Consider the following 15,951-nt stretch of genomic DNA (forward strand, 5'->3'; position numbering starts at 1 on the left):
AACTTTGGCGGCAGCGGCGTGGAACAAAGATGCGGGGAACCGCGGTATTCTCCTCACGTTCCTCGCGAATGAAGAACCCTTTCTATTCGGTAGGTCATTCCACCCGAAGCATCGACGCGTTCGTACGGCTGCTCGGTGCCGGACGCGTGGACTTCGTCGTCGATATCAGGACAGTTCCGCGATCAAGAACAAACCCGCAGTACAATACAGACGTTCTCGCCGACAACCTGCGTCCGTACCAGATCGGCTACGAGCATGTGCCTGAACTCGGCGGACTGCGTAAACGGCAGGAGATGGAGGATTGCTGCGCGAACGCCTTCTGGACCAACAACAGCTTCCGCAACTATGCGGATTACGCAACCTCGGAAGCTTTCCAAGAAGGATTGGACAGGCTCATCCGACGGGGCCGTGGCCGCACGATTGCGATGATGTGCTCGGAAGCCGTTTGGTGGCGCTGCCACAGGCGGATTGTTGCAGACTACCTGCTGGTCCGGGGTGAAGCCGTGTTCCATCTGATGGGCGATGGCCGGGCCGATGCGGCGAAGATGACCCCCGGTGCTCGCGCCAGCGAGGACGGGCGCGTTATATATCCTGCAGGTGAGGCATCTTAGGCTTTGACTTTCCTGCGGCATCGGTCAGGATGGCACCGTGAAAAAGATAACGTTCCGACATACTCATATCTGGAAGCGGCCGAAAAACGGCCGTTAGCCCTGGCCCGTCGGCTAAGTCCTTCTGGCCAGGGATGACACTCCTCAAAGCAATATAAACAGCTCCTTACCGCCGATACTGCACTTGGCGGTTCGGTAGTGCATGGACAGGAGTCCGGAATGTCGAAGAGAAACGGTAATCGCGAGATGCGGAAGCCAAGGCAGCCGAAGGAGCCGAAGTCGGTAGCGCCGACGAGCGTTTCGCAGATCGGACAGCGACTGCCGTCAGGCAAGCGTTGACGGAAAGGCGGTGTCGGCGTGGTCTGCCGATGCCGCCTCATTGGCTCGGCAATGGGATCCGCTCATTCGCCTCTATCGGGAAAGTCTCATGCGGCGCTCGGCGGAATGACCCAAGTTTGATCCTGTTTCTTAGCGGGAAATCCGACGCAAAACGTTTCTTGCACACCTGCCAAAGGAATCGCAGCTCCACATGCCGCCCTAGGCAGGATGATATGGGTGCATCCTCGAATGAGTTTCTAAAGGGTTCAAAAACATATTCGAAACATCGTAGCTGTGCTAGCCATGGTTAAACATCCAATTTCTTGAGAAGTGCGGATCCCTCTGACCCAATTAGTTCACGTCTTCACGAGCTAACACTTGAACGTGCTGGCTTCAGGCAATACTTATTGTCCGGCTGCATGGATCTAAACTGAGCACGCATGGAACCCACCGGGGCCGTCGAAGGTCCGCTTAAGTCAGAACCGTCAATGGAAAGGCATGCAATGGAACTCGCTCCAGGCGATGTCGTTCAGCTCAAGTCAGGCGGCCCTAGAATGACGATAGAGAAAGTCGAAGGGGCCCAGGCCGTTTGCGCGTGGATGGATCGAATCGCACACAACAACCTCGGTAGCTATCAACCTCAGCGACACACCTTCGCTTCGGCAGCGCTCATAAAAGTCGAGGAATAGGCTCTTGCGGTCTTTGCAAGCATTTCAAGCTTTTCTCGTTCGCTCCGGACCACTAGATGTTGATCCGCAAACCGACAAGGAAAGATCTGGCTCTATAGGGAAAGGCAGCTCGTCGTGTTGTAGAGGGCAGCTTCAAAAAAGCGGGTAATATGATGGAGCAGTGGCGCGGGAGCGAGGCTAGAACACATCCTCCGATTGATGGGTCGGATATGAAGTAACGGTCGGTAGAGCGTCTGATACGGAGTCCGCTGCGATGGAAGTGGATGATGGCCGGAGCGCTGAGCGAGGATCTGCGGTTATGGGTTTTGGAGGCATCGTCGGAGGAGTGTCGGCCGATCAGGCTGCTGATCGGTTCGGGGTCGGCATATCGACGGCAATCCGACAGCTTCGTCGTCGTAGACGCTGCCAAGGTCTGGACCTGATGCCCGAGAACTCCCGGACCATCGCAGAAGCAGGCATCAGGATCACCAATGCCGCGAACGCGCAGCTTGGCTTCTCTCACTCCAATAAACCCCGACTGGAAGGACATCCCGTTGTGCTGCGGGACCTTTTCGTAAGGAGGACAGGAAGCTGAAGGGCCCGGCCGGTCGTGGCCATTTAGCCGGGCAAGCTCGACCGCGTCCTAATCGGAACCGCGGCGTCCGCCCGCCTCGCTCCTTCACGCAAGGAGGGAGATGAAGCAGGGTAGCGAACTTCTGAACGACAACATCCAAATAGGTAGTGGGAGTGTTGCGGAGCGCCCGTGTTTACAGATAACCGGATATCCGGTTATCTGGTTCCTGCAGACGCTGAACGGGGAATCCGCTTCAGTCGAGCAGCGAAGAGGAACTGATGTCTCAGTTGCCCCGTCTTTTTGTAACGGCTGACCTTCGCGCTTGCTCGGAGCCACTCCGGTCTTGTGGGTGAGCAGCCCCGTCTACCTGCTCGCCTGCGTGGCGGCGTCGGCGACCGTCTTCTTCCTCGCCCATGTGCCGCAGTCGCGGGAATCGCTGCTGCTGCGTTTCGATGCGGTAGAACTCGCGCTCTTCGCTGTGCTGGGTGCGGACAAGGCTCTCGACATCGGCGCGGGACCTGTCGCCGCAGTCGCGATGGGAGTCGTGACGGCCACTCTTGGAGGTGTCGTGCGGGACGTGCTGAGCGGCGAAAGCCCCGCCATACTGAGCCGCGAGATCTATGCGACGGCCGCACTCGCCGGAGCAGTCGTGTTCGTCCTGTTCCTCGGGGCCGACGTGCCGCGCGAGACGGCGATGGTCACTGGTTTCGTCGTGGCTCTGGCGATCCGCTTCGGGACCCTGCATTGGAACTGGTCACTGCCACGTTACGGCCAGCCTTCCGGCGACACGTGACCGCCGCAACCCGGCCTCGGCACCCTTGCTTCCGGATGGCGGCAGGAGAAGGCTGGCCCGCAAAGAAGAACCGAAGGAGAAGAGAATGATAACTGGTCCGCAATGCCGGGCGGCGAGGGCGCTCGTCGAGATCACCCGCGGCAAGCTCACCATCCGCTCGGGCGTCGATGAAGCCGTCATCCGCGACTTCGAGCACAAGCTCGACGAGCCTGACGACAGGACCATCGCGGCGCTCCAGGCAGCCCTGGAGGAACTCGGCGCGGTGTTCATTGACGAGAACGGCGGCGGCATTGGGGTGCGGCGGAAATTCACGGAATCGGAAGCCAAGCGCATCGCCCGTCTGGAGGGCGAAGGAGGGATCGTCGCCAACGACCGGGTGCCCTGATCGGTCCGGACGCGCGATCCGCTTCGCGCGCGTCCGGACCCTCGTCAGGTCACTGCGCCGGCGGAGGCCAAATGGCCCGCTGTTTCGGGGTTCCTCTCCATCGCTTCGATTGCGGCCAAGGCTTCTGCCGGGGAAGTCGCCTGGCGGAGGTATTCCCGATGGGCGGGCCGGCGAAGCAGGCGGCTCGATTGCGACAGGCTGAGAAGGAAACCTCCCGCGTCGCTCGGCCACAGGAGCCCGAGCATCAGATCGATGTCGCCGTCTTGCGCGTCGAAGGCAACCGGATGCTGCATCGTCGCGATCACCGCGGCAGGCATCGAAATTCTTGGAAGCGCGGCATGCGGCATCGCTAGACCGTCGCCTTCGCGGTCCACCCGAGACGCTCGCGGCGACAAAGCGCGTTCAGGACCTGTCCCTGTGGCCGCCCTGTCCTGCGGCCGAGCCTGGACGCGACCGCCTCGAGCGCGGAACGCTTTTCCCTCGACGGCAAGCCTAGCAGGAAATCGTCTTCCCTGAGGAGTTCGCTGAGCTTCACGACAGCCTCGGCACCATGCCGCGCGGATCGCGGTGCGGGATCGGTCGGTCCAGCAGCGCGGCCGGCACGACGGTTGAATCGATGCACCACGGGCAACGGGATGCCGCTCTCGGCAGGGATCGGTTGCAGGAAAGGCAGACGTGCTTCGTCCGGAGTATTCTCATGTCACGCTCCATCGTGCGGCGCGGTGGCGCCGCGGGAATGAACCGCATCGTCGGGGTAGTGCCGGAGCAGGGCGTTGAATGCGGGATTGAGGGTGGCGCTGCCCGCTCCGGCGAAGGATTCGGCCTGTTCCGACAAGCCTCGAAATCCTGATGAAGGTTTCAGTGCACATGGCGATCTTCCAGCATCCTTTCCTTTACGGATGGCGTGTGCCGCCCCCCGTGTTTGTTTCCTTCAGAACACCAAGAACGCAATGATCATCATGCCGAAAAGGCTCACGCCCACGATCGTCATGGTCGCCATATCCAATGCCATCTTCCTTCATTGCATTCGGGCCGCGCTCAGGAGCCTGGCGGCATGCGTCGCGGTCCGGGCATCCTGTGATGAGGTCTCGATATTCGAGGGAACGAGACCCGCCACCACGTGGGGAATGTCGTTCCGCGAGATGCCGATGTCTTCGAGCTGCCTGTCGTCAAGTCGATGAAGCGCGGCGGCGGCCTGGCCACGGTGCCAGCGCTCCATCGCGCGGGAGATCAGACCTGCGACGGTCGCGCGAAAGACAGGCATCAAAACTGATGCGGGGTGGGTATTGGGTTGATTGAATTCGGACATGATTGCCGCTCCATTCACAGTGCTGATCAAGCCACGCGCGGAAGAGTGCGCAGGCGGCGTGCATGACATCGGGTGCGTTCCCGGGAGGAGCGCGCCGTCGCGAAATGCTTGATTGTCTTGGGAGCCCCGAGGCGGAGAACGCGTGCGTTCGAGCCGCTCGGGGTTATGAGCGGGTCAGGGTTGGCGCGAAGAAAGCGAACCAGTTGTTCTTTTGCATGAAGTTCAACATACGAGATATATAGTCAGATCGGAAAGAAATTTCAACATACAAGGCAGATTGCGGCCTTGCGTCGCTGCTTGTTTATTTTGTTTATGTTTGACTTTATTGTTGATTTGTCATGATGTCGGCCATGACTAGAATTCCTTCACACGGACTTTCCTTCCGGCGGCGGCCCAAAGCGGGATTCTAGCCCTGGTCCGCGGCGAGCGCCCCAGGACCAGGGCTGACCTTCCCATAGTTCGAAGCATTCCCATCCAGGATCCGGCGCGCTCGTGCGCGGCCCGATCGATGGGACGTTGGAAGAAGGAATACCGAAATGGCGACAAGAAGAGGCAACCGCGAAGTCCGTAAGCCGAAGCAGCCCAAGGAGAAGGAGGTTCAGGCTGCGTCGACAGTATCGGCGATCGCCGCGCCCGGACCTGGAGCGAAGCGGCGTTAGCGCTTCGCAACGGGCTGGGCCGCGTGAATGCGACCCGGCCCCCCAACCAAGTCCCGTGATCCTGCGTCCGGGGAAATCCCGTCAGTCCAATCATGCCACGAGCCTCCAGAAGAACGCCGCGCTCATCGCGGTGCCCAGCGATGACCCCCGCTCTCACCATCCACGCCGGAAGCGCTCTTGCGACAGGTGCGCCGAGGTAACCGCCGATCGTCGCGGCCGTGATCATCACGACCGCCTGCGGCCAGGCCACCAGGCCGGCTGCCGCGAAGGTCGCCATCGAGATCGCCGACACGACGAAGGACAGGCCGTTCTTCCGGTTGAGGTCGCGCATTCCCCACTGCGAAAACAGCGCAAGCAGCATGATCCCGAGCCCGCCGTTGAAGTAGCCTCCGTAGACCGCGATGACCATCGTCCCGACTGCCCCGGTGGCACCCGCTCCGGCGGCGTGCTTCTCCATCAGTGTCCTGAGGCGGTCGCCGAACGCGAAGACGAGGGTGGCCAGCGCCAGAAGGAACGGGACCACGGCCGCGAAAGCTTCGTTGGAAGACACAAGAAGCAGCAGCGAGCCGACAAGACCGCCTGCGGCCATCGCTGCCGTGGCCCGCAGTAGCATGCCCGGGTCGAGTGCCCTGATCTCCCCGCGAAAGCCTGCCGCCCCGCCGAGATACTCCAGAAAGACGGTGACGGCGCTAGTCGCATTGGCCGCTATCAGCGGCACGCCGTGTAGACGAGGGCGGGAAGGTCAGGAACGTGCCTCCGCCCGCGACCGTGTTCAGCATGCCCGCGAAAAAGGCCGCAACGGCCAGCAGCAGATACTCGGTCATCGTGTGCCTTCGCGGTCACGTCACTGCCGTCAAGCAGCCGAAGGGCCGGGATCGTCAAACCCGTCTGGGGAGGCGGCGACAAGCGGAGCCCGGTCGTAAAATGCGCCGCGGATCAACCTCAGCGAAGGTTTGCCGTGCCCGTTTACCATCGAGTGTCTTTCCAGAGCTTCCTTTTCCCGCCTGGCTGCTTCCGGCTGGTAGTCCACCTTCTCGAGCAAGATGCGCTCCTCGACACCGTCGCTGTTCGTGAACACGAAGTGCTCGCCCTCAGCGAGGCCAAGAAGCGCCAGACCGCGCGAGGTGGTGACGGGCAGGAGCATGCCGACCGTCGACGCCATTCTGTCGTGCGAGATGATCCTAGTATCGGGATCGCGTCCGCTCACGCTGAATGTGACGCGACTGCTCATGGTCGCGACATCGTCCGGAACGTCGTCGCGGAACATGACGATGGCGGATTCGATCTTCCGCTTGAGGATCGGCGCGAGCGGATCGTCCCGGCCGAGGCAGCGGTCGCGCATGACCTCGACGATCGTGAAGTCCTTCGTGGTGAGGATGCAGGTTTCTTGTGACATCGTAATTCTCCATTGCTCCGCCTGGGAGCGGTAAAGTCGGGGCGTGGTGGAGAACCGCTGGCGGCATGCATGCGGCACAGGGGGCTACGATCCTGCTGTGAGGCATCCTCCGTATAGCGAGAGGCGGCTGAGCGGCATCGACATGGTCATGCCGGCCGCAGTTCGGGCTGCGCCCGTGCAGGCTGGACGACTTCCGTCTGTTCGACGCTCTCCACGGTCAGCCTGTGGATGCGGCCGTCGCGCGATGTCCAGTCGATCGACTGTGAAGCGGACAAGCCGATAAGGGCCGCGCCGATCGGCGTGAGGACTGAAATCTTGCCTTCAGCAATGTCTGCCTCGCCCGGAAACACCAGCGTTACGGTTCTGGCTTCGCCTGCATCGGTGCTGTAGCTCACTGCGGATCCCATCCGCACGACCCCGGATGCAATGCGTCGGTCATCGACGATGCGACCCCGGTCGAGCTCGGCGAGAAGTTCCTCGGCCGTCTCTGAACCCTTGGCAGCACGTATCTCGGCGAGGCGCACCAGCTTCTCGTGCTCAGTGCGGGCGATGGTGATTGCAGGCTTGCGCCCGCCCATGGTGGTGGCCATTTTCGAAAACTCTTCCAAAATGATAGAACCGCGGGCGCGAAAGGGCACCAACGGCTGAAAGATTGACTGTGTGGATTGGTTTGTCGCCGTTCCTACATCGCCGCGTTTCGCAGCGCGTGTAGGCCTATGCCCCGCGGCCGGGGCGCGACGCGACCGAGCCGGGGGTTAGGTGCCCGCGATGGGGAACGCCCGTTCAAGCGGGAGGATGCAGCGATCGGTCGACATGATGCAGAACGTGGGATACGCCAGACGCAAAGTCAAGCCAGGCAAGTTTCTGCAATTCATCCGACTTGGCCCTACCTATTGCTGCCGCCACGGCTGCTTGACAAGCATGCCGATAGCGCCCACCACTGGGGCATGACCAGCGTCTTCCCCCTCAATGGAATTCTCTTCAGGGTGTGCCCCATCGCGGGCAATTAGCCCCCGGTCGGGACGCGTTGCGCCCGGCTGCGGGACACAATGCTGGCTGCGGCCGCTCCACTCCGCACAAGCGACTCCTTTCCAAACACGAAGATCAGACCGTCGATACGCGCTGGGAGTGGGGCGGTCACCGCGCGACGTAGGCCGGAAACGGACCCGTCACGACAAGTGGCTCAAGCCGCTGATGGCGCCGACGCGCGACAAATTCGACGCGCTTCCGCGTCTGGCGATCTCCCCGCGCACTCCGAGCCAGAACAGCGCGCCGAACAGGCGCAGAATTGAAGATTGGACACTCTCATGAACACCAACGAATGGCCGGTTCACGGCAGGATTACGGGGCCCCTCGTCATGATCGGGTTCGGCTCGATTGGCAAAGGAATGCTGCACCTGCTGGAGCGACATTTCGAGTTCGACCGCTCTCGCTTCGTCGTCATCGATCCGAACGACGCGGACCGCGCGCTCCTCGACGCGAATGGCATTCGCTTTGTCCACGCGGCCGTCACCCGCGACGGCTACCGTGACCTCCTTACTCCGCTGCTCACCGAAGGCGGCGGGCAGGGTTTCTGCGTCAACGTATCGGTCGACGTTTCGTCGCGCGCCGTCATGGAGCTCTGCCGCGAGGTCGGTGCGCTTTACATCGATACCGTCGCCGAGCCCTGGGCGGGCTTCTACCTCGATGAGAGCGCTGGTCCGGAGGCACGCACCAACTACGCCCTGCGCGAGATCATCCTCGAGGCCCAGGCAGAAAACCCTGGTGGCCCGACAGCCGTGAACTGCTGCGGCGCCAATCCGGGCCTGGTCTCATGGCTGGTCAAGCAGGCCCTGCTGAACCTTGCCAAGGATATGGACATAGAAGGTCCGGAGCCGAAGACCCGATATGAATGGGCCGCGCTTATGCAGCGCGTAGGCGTCAAGGGAATCCACATCGCCGAGCGCGACACCCAGCGTTCGCTATCGCCGAAGCCGATCGGAACATTCGTCAACACCTGGTCCGTCGAAGGATTCGTCGCCGAAGGCTTGCAACCGGCCGAACTCGGCTGGGGCACGCACGAGACTTGGATGCCGGAGAACGGCCGCAGGCATGGGAAGGGCTCGCAGTCCGCGATCTACCTTCTCCAGCCCGGTGCCGACACGCGCGTTCGTTCCTGGACCCCGACCGCCGGCGCCCAGCACGCTTTCCTCGTCACCCACAACGAGTCGATCACGCTGTCGGACTACTTCACCGTCCGCGACGAGCACGGGACTGCTGCCTTTCGCCCGACGTGCCATTACGCCTACCATCCTTGCGATGACGCGGTGCTGTCGCTGCACGAGATGTTCGGCAAGGCCGGAACGCCGCAGGAGACCTTCCACATCCTCGGGGAGGACGAAATCGCCGATGGTGTCGACGAACTGGGCGTGCTCCTCTTCGGGCATGACCGGAATGCCTACTGGTACGGCTCGACGCTTTCCATTGAAGAGGCGCGCGCGCTCGTCCCTCACCACAATGCGACGGGGCTTCAGGTGACATCCGCGATCCTTGCCGGAATGGTGTGGGCACTCGAAAACCCGTCGGCAGGCATCGTCGAGGTCGAGGAACTCGACTTCCGTCGCTGCCTGGATATCCAGACCCCCTATCTGGGGAAGGTTTCCGGGACTTACACCGATTGGACACCGCTTGACGGTCGGCCCGGGTTCTTCCCGGAAAACATTGATGCATCGGCTCCCTGGCAGTTCCGAAACGTGCTCGTCTCCTAGCGGCCTAACCGCACGATGAGGCTACGGCGGAAAGGGTTCGTCTCTGCTCGGCCGGAACCTCGGTCGTGTGGCCGCCCTGTTCCAGGAGTGCAGTCTCCGGAACGAGCGCTGCAAGCGCGCGGATGCTCGCGCGGGCGCGGCCCGCCGCTACTCCTTCCAGCAGTTCCCCAAGCAGGAACAGGAAGACCACGGCGGCTGCTTCCTCGGTGTCGTCGATAAAGACAGCGCCAAGGGCCGCTACCGTCATCAGCGTTTCGATGGTGAAGGGCATCCCGATGCGTGCCGCAGCCCACGCGCGGCGGGCGATCGCCCCTCGCGATGCAGCATGTCCGGACTGCGAACTGCCTGTGGACTATCGTTCCCGGCAGGAGTGAACGTTGAACATATCCGCAAGGTCGTTATGATGCGGCCGTGTTGTCCTATTGGAGAGTTCCTGCCGTGTGTCTTTCGCAATCCTCTGATTGCAGCATTTCGAGAACCCGCGTTCGCTTCTTGAACCACGCGGGGAGCCTGATCGCAGGACTATAGCCCTGGCGCGGCCGCAAGGCCGTCGACCGGGGGCCGGAAATCCACCCAACCTCAAGTTCGGTTCTGATTTCCGGGTCTGCCACCGCTGGCCCGGTGGAGACTAATATGTCCATGTCAATTGCTGGCGGCTCGCTTGCCGCGTCTTGCTCCGTCCGCGGAGACAATCTGAAATGAAGATCCTCATCGTCGGCAGCGGGGTCATCGGCGTGACTTCCGCATGGTACCTCGCACGTGCGGGCCATGAGGTGACCGTGCTGGATCGCCAGCCCGGACCCGCCCTCGAAACCAGCAATGCAAACGCCGGAGAGGTGTCGCCGGGTTACTCGTCGCCATGGGCTGGGCCGGGGATGCCCCGGAAGGCGGCCAAGTGGCTCATGATGAAGAACGGACCTCTTGCCATACGGCCCCGCCTCGATCCCGCTATGTGGTCATGGTTGCTGAAGATGCTGGGAAACTGCTCGGCCGAGCGGTATGCCATCAACAAGGCGCGCATGGTTCCGATCGCCGAGTACAGCCGAGACTGCCTGCGCGAGCTTCGTGCTACTACGGGCATTGCCTATGACGAGCGTACGCGAGGTACCCTCCAGCTCTTCAGGACGCAGGAACAGCTTGACGGTTCCGCAGACGATGTCGAGGTCCTGAAGGAATTTGGCGTCCGGCATGACATCCTGGACCGTCAAGGATGCATCGATGCCGAACCGGCCCTTGATTTCGTGTCGGAGAAATTCGTCGGTGGACTCCGGCTTCCGCAGGACGAGACGGGCGATTGCCGCATCTTTACCGAGCGGCTGGCAGCCTTGGCCTCGGCCGCGGTCGATTTCAGGTACGGAACCACCGTGGAAAGCCTGGTTCTCGACGGTGGAAGGATCGTCGGGGTCAAGGCTTCCGACGAAACCCTCATGGCAGATGCGGTAGTTGTAGCAGCGGGCAGCTATTCGCCCCGACTCCTGGACCCGGTCGGGGTGCGCCTGCCAGTCTACCCGGTCAAGGGCTACTCGATCACCTTCCCTGTCATGAACGACGCAGCATCCCCGGTTTCCACTGTCATGGACGAAACCTACAAGATCGCGATCACCCGCCTGGGTGACAGGGTGCGTGTCGGGGGTACAGCCGAAATCTCGGGCTTCGACCTTTCTCTGCCGGTCTCCCGCCGTGCTCCCCTGGAACATTCCGTGACTGACCTGTTCCCGGGTGCGGGCAGGGTGGATGGCGCCAGCTTCTGGTGCGGGCTGAGGCCGATGACGCCGGACGGTCCGCCGATCGTAGGAGCAACACGGGTGCAGGGCCTCTACGTCAACACCGGACACGGGACGTTGGGCTGGACGATGGCGTGCGGCTCCGGGAAGGTGCTGGCGGACGTAATATCCGGATGCGCTGCGGACATCGACGTATCTGATCTGGAACCGGGACGTTACGGGCGATGACTTCGTCTGCTCTGAAGTCGGGAGGAATCCTTACGGTCGATCTCGAAGCGGTGGCCGCGAACTGGAAGCTGCTCTCGGCAAAGGCCTCGCCAGCTCGCTGTGCTGCAGTGGTCAAGGCAGATGGCTATGGCCTCGGCGCGGTTCCCGTCGCGGCCGCCCTGCAGGCGGTCGGCTGCAAGGAATTTTTCGTCGCGCATCTGCAGGAAGGCATCGCTCTTCGGGAGGCAACGGGTTGGTCATCGCGGGTATTCGTACTCAACGGCACGCCTCCCGGAACCGAGGGCCTCTTCGTGGGTTCGGACCTCATCCCGGTGATCAACACTGCCGGGGAGCTCGCCAGGTGGCGTTCTTATTCGGCCGATACGAACAGCCGTATGCCTGTCGGGCTTCAGCTCGACACCGGAATGTCTCGGCTTGGAATGACGCAGTCTGACCTCGCCGACATAGCGGCGGATCCGACGCTGGTCCGCGGTCTGGACGTCGTCCTGGTCATGAGCCATCTCGCATGTGCCGACGATGCGGGCAGCTGCGCGAATGAATCCCAGCGCAAGGAATTCGCACGCCTGCGGGCGATGCTTCCGTGCGCGGCCCCTGGGTCGCTTGCGAATTCATCCGGTATCTTCCTCGGAGAGGCCTACGGCTACGATCTCGTTCGTCCGGGAGCGGCCCTGTACGGAATCAATCCCGATCCGTCCAAGCCGAATCCTATGCGCCAGGCTGTCAACCTGTCCGCCCCGGTGATACAGGCCCGACGGGTCCCGGAGGGCTCCTTCGTGGGATACGGCTACGCTGCCCGCGTCAGAAGGTCCTCGGCGCTTCTCACCGTTTCGCTCGGCTACGCCGATGGCTGGCCAAGGACGGCTTCATCTTTGTCAGCCTTCTTCGGCGGACAGCGGCTGCCACTCGTCGGAAGGGTGTCGATGGACACTCTGGTAGTCGATGCGACCGACTGTGCCCATCCTCCGGTGGAAGGCGATCTCCTCGAATTCATATGTCCGCAGCAGACCTTGGACGACATCGCCAGCTCCGCCGGAACCATAGGGTACGAGATACTCACCGGTCTCGGAAACCGCTTCAGGCGGATTTACCTGGCTGCCCCCCGCCGAGCCTGAGTCCAGCGCCGACGAAGACTGACTGTGTCCTGTGTCTAGCTGAAGGAATGTCGATGGCCGAGCACACACTGCTTGATGATGCCATGGTCCGCCTGGACGAGGCCGCGTCCCATCTGAGCATCGATCCGGATGTCATTGAAAAGCTCAAGTATGCCCGCGAGACCACCAAGGTGCGCCTGATGATCCGCATGGACGATGGCTCGAGAAAGTCGTTCCTCGCCTGGCGCTGTCGTTACGATGATACCCGCGGCCCAACAAAGGGAGGGATCCGCTTCCATCCTGGGTCCACGGCCGACGAGGTCGAAACCCTTGCATTCTGGATGACGTTCAAATGTGCGGTCATGAACCTGCCTTACGGCGGCGGCAAGGGAGCGGTGCAGGTCGACCCGCGCAAGCTCTCGAAGGCCGAGCTGGAAAGGCTTTCCAGGGCCTACATCCAGGCATTCGCGCGTATCCTCGGACCCGACCGCGACATACCCGCGCCGGATGTCTATACGAACTCGATCATCATGGGCTGGATGGCCGACGAATACGCGCAGATCGTCGGCCAGCATGAACCCGCAGTCATCACCGGAAAGCCGATTTCGCTTGGCGGTTCGCTGGGTCGCGGCGATGCGACTGCTCGAGGCGGATATTACCTCGTTCGCCATCTTGCCGCAGACCTCAAGCTCGACGGTCAGCTGCGGGTGGCCGTTCAGGGCTTCGGCAACGCGGGACAGCACATAGCACGCCTGCTTGGTTCGGACGGTCACCGTATCGTGGCGGTTTCAGATTCCGGAGGCGCGATCTTCTCAGACAACGGCCTGGAGCTGGATGCGCTTCTCCGGGCCAAGACCGAGGGAAACAGCGTTGTCGCGACGGCTGGCACGAACGGACATGAAGTCATCTCGCCAGGGCAGCTTCTGGGTGTCGAATGCGACCTCCTCGTTCCCTCCGCGCTGGAAAACATGATCCATGAGGAGAACGCAGCAAGCATACGAGCCAAGTTGGTCCTGGAGCTTGCAAACGGACCGATCACGCCGGAAGCGGACGGTATCCTGAAAGCCGCGGGTACAGTGGTCCTTCCCGATATCCTGGCCAACGCGGGCGGCGTGACGGTCTCCTACTTCGAGTGGGTCCAGAACCGGCAAGGCTTCTACTGGCCCGTGGAAGAGATCCATCAGCGTCTTCAGGCCATCGTGGAACGGGAAGGCAGGGCAGTGTGGAACGTGAGCCGCGAGAAAGGTGTGACGATGAGGACCGCGGCGTACGTGCATGCATTGGAACGGCTAGCGGAATCCATCGAAGCTCATGGCACACAGAGCTTCTTCCAGAGCTGACCTTGCCAACAACGGAGCAGGGCTGAGCTTGCTCCTTACCCGGCCCGAGAACCAAGGCGACCTGATGGCGCGTATCCTGAGGGAGAGCGGGCATGCCGTACATCAGGCTCCGCTCCTGAAGGTCAAGCGCCTTGACCATGATCCCAGGCTTCTAGCTGGCGCCTCAGCGGTGATAGTCACATCCGCCAACGCGGTTCCCTCGCTGCTGGCGGCGGCCGCCGACCTGAAGGTTTTCGCAGTGGGTCCCGACACGGCGGCCGCGCTCCGCGAAGCAGGTTTCCGGCAAGTAAAGGCGGCTGCCGGAACGGCCGAAAGCCTCATCAGGCTGATCGCAGGTGAATGGAGTCCCCAAGACGGGCCGATGGTGCATGCCGGCGGCGAACATCTCTCGGTGAACGTGTCCGCGCGGTTGTCGGATCTTGGGTACAGCTGCTCGCGGGTTGCGGTTTATACAACCGAACCCGCAACGCGATTGCCGGAGGAGATCGATCATCTGCTGGCGAGCGGCGAGATCGATGCTGCCTTGTTCATGTCCGCGCGTACGGCCGACGTGTTCGTCGAACTCGTTAAAGCGGCGGGCCATGCGGAGAAATGCCGCTACATTACGTGCCTGTCGCTTTCAGAGCGGATTGCGGGCCGGCTCGCAGGGCTTCCCTGGAACGGAAGTTCGGTGGCAACCAGTCCGACGCGCGCGGGAATCCTTGCTTTGATTGATGCCATGAGGCCCCGGGCCGTTGCACTCCCTGACGCAGGCCACTGAAGGCCGCAGCGTGTCGAAGGCAGAAGGACCCGCGCCCGAGGGGTGTGGGAGGCGCGGGCCCTTCCGTCAGGTCAGGGAAAGAGCAACTCCCGGTCGTCTTCCCCTTCGCTGATATGGCTCGGCAGACCTAGCTGGCCAAGCAGGCCAAGGAACGGGCGGGGAGGAAGCTCCTCGACGTTCGCCATCCTCCCGATGTCCCACCGTCCCGTCGCCACGAGGATCGCGGCGGCGGCTGCGGGCACGCCTGCCGTATAGGAGATGCCCTGGCTGCCGACCTCTTTGAACGCTTCCTCGTGGTCTGCAACGTTGTAGATGAAGATTTCCCGCTCTTGGCCGTTCTTGACCCCTCTCACAAGGTCTCCGATGCATGTCTTTCCCTTGTACCCGGGCGCCAGGGACGACGGATCGGGGAGTGCCGCTTTCACCACCTTCAACGGGACGACCTCGAGGCCTTCGGCTGTCGTAAGCGGCTGCTCCGACAGCAGGCCAAGGTTGTTCAAGACGTTGAACACGTTGATGTAATGCTCGCCGAAGCCCATCCAGAACCGCACGGTCGGCACCCCGAGCAGCTGCGATAGCGAATGCACCTCGTCATGCCCGGTGAGGTATGCCTTCTGCCGCCCGACGACCGGCAGGTCCCACTCTTTGCCTACCTCGAACATCCGGTTGGAGATCCACTTTCCTTCCTGCCAGGACCACACCCTTCCCGTGAATTCGCGGAAGTTGATCTCCGGATCGAAGTTAGTGGCGAAGTACCGCCCGTGGCTCCCGGCGTTGATGTCGATGATGTCGATCGAATCGATGCGGTCGAAGTATTCGTCTCTTGCGAGCCGCGCGTAGGCGTTGACGACGCCCGGATCGAACCCGGCGCCGAGGATCGCCGTAACGTGTGCCCTCTCGCATTCGCCCCGCCTCTTCCATTCATAGTTCGCATACCAAGGAGGCGTCTCGCAGACCTTGGACGGCTCTTCGTGAATGGCGGTGTCGATGTAGGCCGCTCCGGTCGAAATGCATGCCGACAGCACCGACATGTTCACGAACGCGGATCCTACGTTGATGACGATTTCAGCACCTGTCTTCCTGATCAGCGCTTCCGCTGCGGCGATATCCATCGCGTCGAGGCTATGGGCTTGCAGCTCGCCATTCGCCGCGAGGGATTCGCTCTGGCGCACTGATCCGACGATGGACTCGCATTTCTCAAGCGTTCTGGAAGCGATGTGGATGTCGCCGAGGATGTCGTTGTTCTGCGCGCACTTGTGCGCGACGACGTGTGCAACGCCGCCAGCGCCGATGATGAGGACGTTTCTCTTCATTTCGGGGGGATGGTCTCTTCCGTTTTAGGGTTAGCTAC

17 protein-coding genes and 1 pseudogene are annotated in these 15,951 nt (G+C 62.0%); 10 read left to right on the forward strand and 8 right to left on the reverse strand.

The genetic code is table 11. The features are described 5' to 3' along the window. The first annotated feature begins 68 nt into the window (after positions 1–68). From J5Y06_RS04990 to J5Y06_RS05005, 4 genes are all read left to right on the forward strand, one after another. Positions 69–611 (forward strand): DUF488 domain-containing protein, encoded by a 543-nt coding sequence (locus J5Y06_RS04990; protein WP_209333943.1) that lies wholly within the window; start codon positions 69–71, stop codon positions 609–611. 818 nt (positions 612–1,429) lie between these two features. Further along, the gene (locus J5Y06_RS23530) at positions 1,430–1,615 is read left to right on the forward strand and encodes a YodC family protein (RefSeq protein ID WP_209333944.1); all 186 of its coding nucleotides are present in this window, start codon (positions 1,430–1,432) and stop codon (positions 1,613–1,615) included. Between the two features lie 902 nt (positions 1,616–2,517). Then, positions 2,518–2,961: a trimeric intracellular cation channel family protein gene (locus J5Y06_RS05000; RefSeq protein ID WP_342453367.1), complete on the forward strand. Its 444-nt coding sequence runs from the start codon at positions 2,518–2,520 to the stop codon at positions 2,959–2,961. A gap of 85 nt (positions 2,962–3,046) precedes the next feature. Beyond that, a complete protein-coding gene (locus J5Y06_RS05005; protein WP_209333946.1) occupies positions 3,047–3,346 on the forward strand; it encodes an XRE family transcriptional regulator in 300 nt (99 codons plus the stop codon). A 44-nt stretch (positions 3,347–3,390) separates the two neighbouring features. On the opposite strand, the gene J5Y06_RS05010 is transcribed toward J5Y06_RS05005, so the two are convergent. Next, positions 3,391–3,720, reverse strand: a complete 330-nt coding sequence (locus J5Y06_RS05010) for a PTS sugar transporter subunit IIA (protein WP_209333947.1) — start codon at positions 3,718–3,720, stop codon at positions 3,391–3,393. Positions 3,721–4,043: 323 nt separating this feature from the next. Between J5Y06_RS05010 and J5Y06_RS05015 the strand changes: the two genes are divergently transcribed. Beyond that, on the forward strand, positions 4,044–4,196 hold the full coding sequence (locus tag J5Y06_RS05015; RefSeq protein WP_209333948.1) for a hypothetical protein: 153 nt from the start codon (positions 4,044–4,046) through the stop codon (positions 4,194–4,196). A 168-nt stretch (positions 4,197–4,364) separates the two neighbouring features. On the opposite strand, the gene J5Y06_RS05020 is transcribed toward J5Y06_RS05015, so the two are convergent. The 5 genes from J5Y06_RS05020 to rnk form a co-directional block, all read right to left on the reverse strand. Then, entirely contained in the window at positions 4,365–4,655 is a 291-nt protein-coding gene (locus J5Y06_RS05020) for a DUF1127 domain-containing protein (protein WP_245247564.1), read from the reverse strand. A gap of 354 nt (positions 4,656–5,009) precedes the next feature. Beyond that, the gene (locus tag J5Y06_RS23000; RefSeq protein ID WP_342453368.1) at positions 5,010–6,032 is read right to left on the reverse strand and encodes a sulfite exporter TauE/SafE family protein; all 1,023 of its coding nucleotides are present in this window, start codon (positions 6,030–6,032) and stop codon (positions 5,010–5,012) included. Continuing rightward, on the reverse strand, positions 6,004–6,138 hold the full coding sequence (locus J5Y06_RS23250; protein WP_280818994.1) for a hypothetical protein: 135 nt from the start codon (positions 6,136–6,138) through the stop codon (positions 6,004–6,006). Before J5Y06_RS23250 ends, J5Y06_RS23000 begins: the two co-directional genes overlap by 29 nt. A 29-nt stretch (positions 6,139–6,167) precedes the next feature. Further along, positions 6,168–6,710, reverse strand: coding sequence for a GreA/GreB family elongation factor (locus J5Y06_RS05030; protein ID WP_209333949.1), 543 nt, complete (start codon positions 6,708–6,710; stop codon positions 6,168–6,170). 146 nt (positions 6,711–6,856) lie between these two features. Continuing rightward, positions 6,857–7,300 carry a nucleoside diphosphate kinase regulator gene (rnk, locus tag J5Y06_RS05035; RefSeq protein ID WP_209333950.1) on the reverse strand — a complete coding sequence of 148 codons (444 nt, stop codon included), beginning with the start codon at positions 7,298–7,300 and terminating at the stop codon, positions 6,857–6,859. A gap of 717 nt (positions 7,301–8,017) precedes the next feature. Here rnk and J5Y06_RS05040 point away from each other — a divergent pair. After that, positions 8,018–9,457, forward strand: coding sequence for a homospermidine synthase (locus J5Y06_RS05040; RefSeq protein WP_209333951.1), 1,440 nt, complete (start codon positions 8,018–8,020; stop codon positions 9,455–9,457). Between the two features lie 46 nt (positions 9,458–9,503). On the opposite strand, the pseudogene J5Y06_RS05045 reads toward J5Y06_RS05040, so the two are convergent. Further along, positions 9,504–9,764 (reverse strand): annotated as a pseudogene (locus J5Y06_RS05045) (heavy metal translocating P-type ATPase); the annotation flags it as partial. Positions 9,765–10,155: 391 nt separating this feature from the next. Here J5Y06_RS05045 and J5Y06_RS05050 point away from each other — a divergent pair. The 4 genes from J5Y06_RS05050 to J5Y06_RS05065 all read left to right on the forward strand — a co-directional run bounded on the left by J5Y06_RS05050 (position 10,156) and on the right by J5Y06_RS05065 (position 14,600). Continuing rightward, the gene (locus tag J5Y06_RS05050) at positions 10,156–11,409 is read left to right on the forward strand and encodes a D-amino acid dehydrogenase (protein WP_209333952.1); all 1,254 of its coding nucleotides are present in this window, start codon (positions 10,156–10,158) and stop codon (positions 11,407–11,409) included. Next, a complete protein-coding gene (alr, locus tag J5Y06_RS05055) occupies positions 11,406–12,521 on the forward strand; it encodes an alanine racemase (protein WP_209333953.1) in 1,116 nt (371 codons plus the stop codon). The genes J5Y06_RS05050 and alr overlap by 4 nt, the downstream gene beginning before the upstream one ends. A gap of 53 nt (positions 12,522–12,574) precedes the next feature. Then, positions 12,575–13,840 (forward strand): Glu/Leu/Phe/Val family dehydrogenase, encoded by a 1,266-nt coding sequence (locus J5Y06_RS05060; protein WP_209333954.1) that lies wholly within the window; start codon positions 12,575–12,577, stop codon positions 13,838–13,840. Between the two features lie 64 nt (positions 13,841–13,904). Then, positions 13,905–14,600: a uroporphyrinogen-III synthase gene (locus tag J5Y06_RS05065; RefSeq protein WP_209333955.1), complete on the forward strand. Its 696-nt coding sequence runs from the start codon at positions 13,905–13,907 to the stop codon at positions 14,598–14,600. Between the two features lie 71 nt (positions 14,601–14,671). On the opposite strand, the gene J5Y06_RS05070 is transcribed toward J5Y06_RS05065, so the two are convergent. Next, positions 14,672–15,913 (reverse strand): saccharopine dehydrogenase family protein, encoded by a 1,242-nt coding sequence (locus tag J5Y06_RS05070; protein WP_209333956.1) that lies wholly within the window; start codon positions 15,911–15,913, stop codon positions 14,672–14,674. Between the last annotated feature and the right edge of the window lie 38 nt (positions 15,914–15,951).

The sequence above is a fragment of the Tianweitania sediminis genome, assembly GCF_017813335.1.
Taxonomy (GTDB): Bacteria; Pseudomonadota; Alphaproteobacteria; order Rhizobiales; family Rhizobiaceae; genus Tianweitania; species Tianweitania sediminis.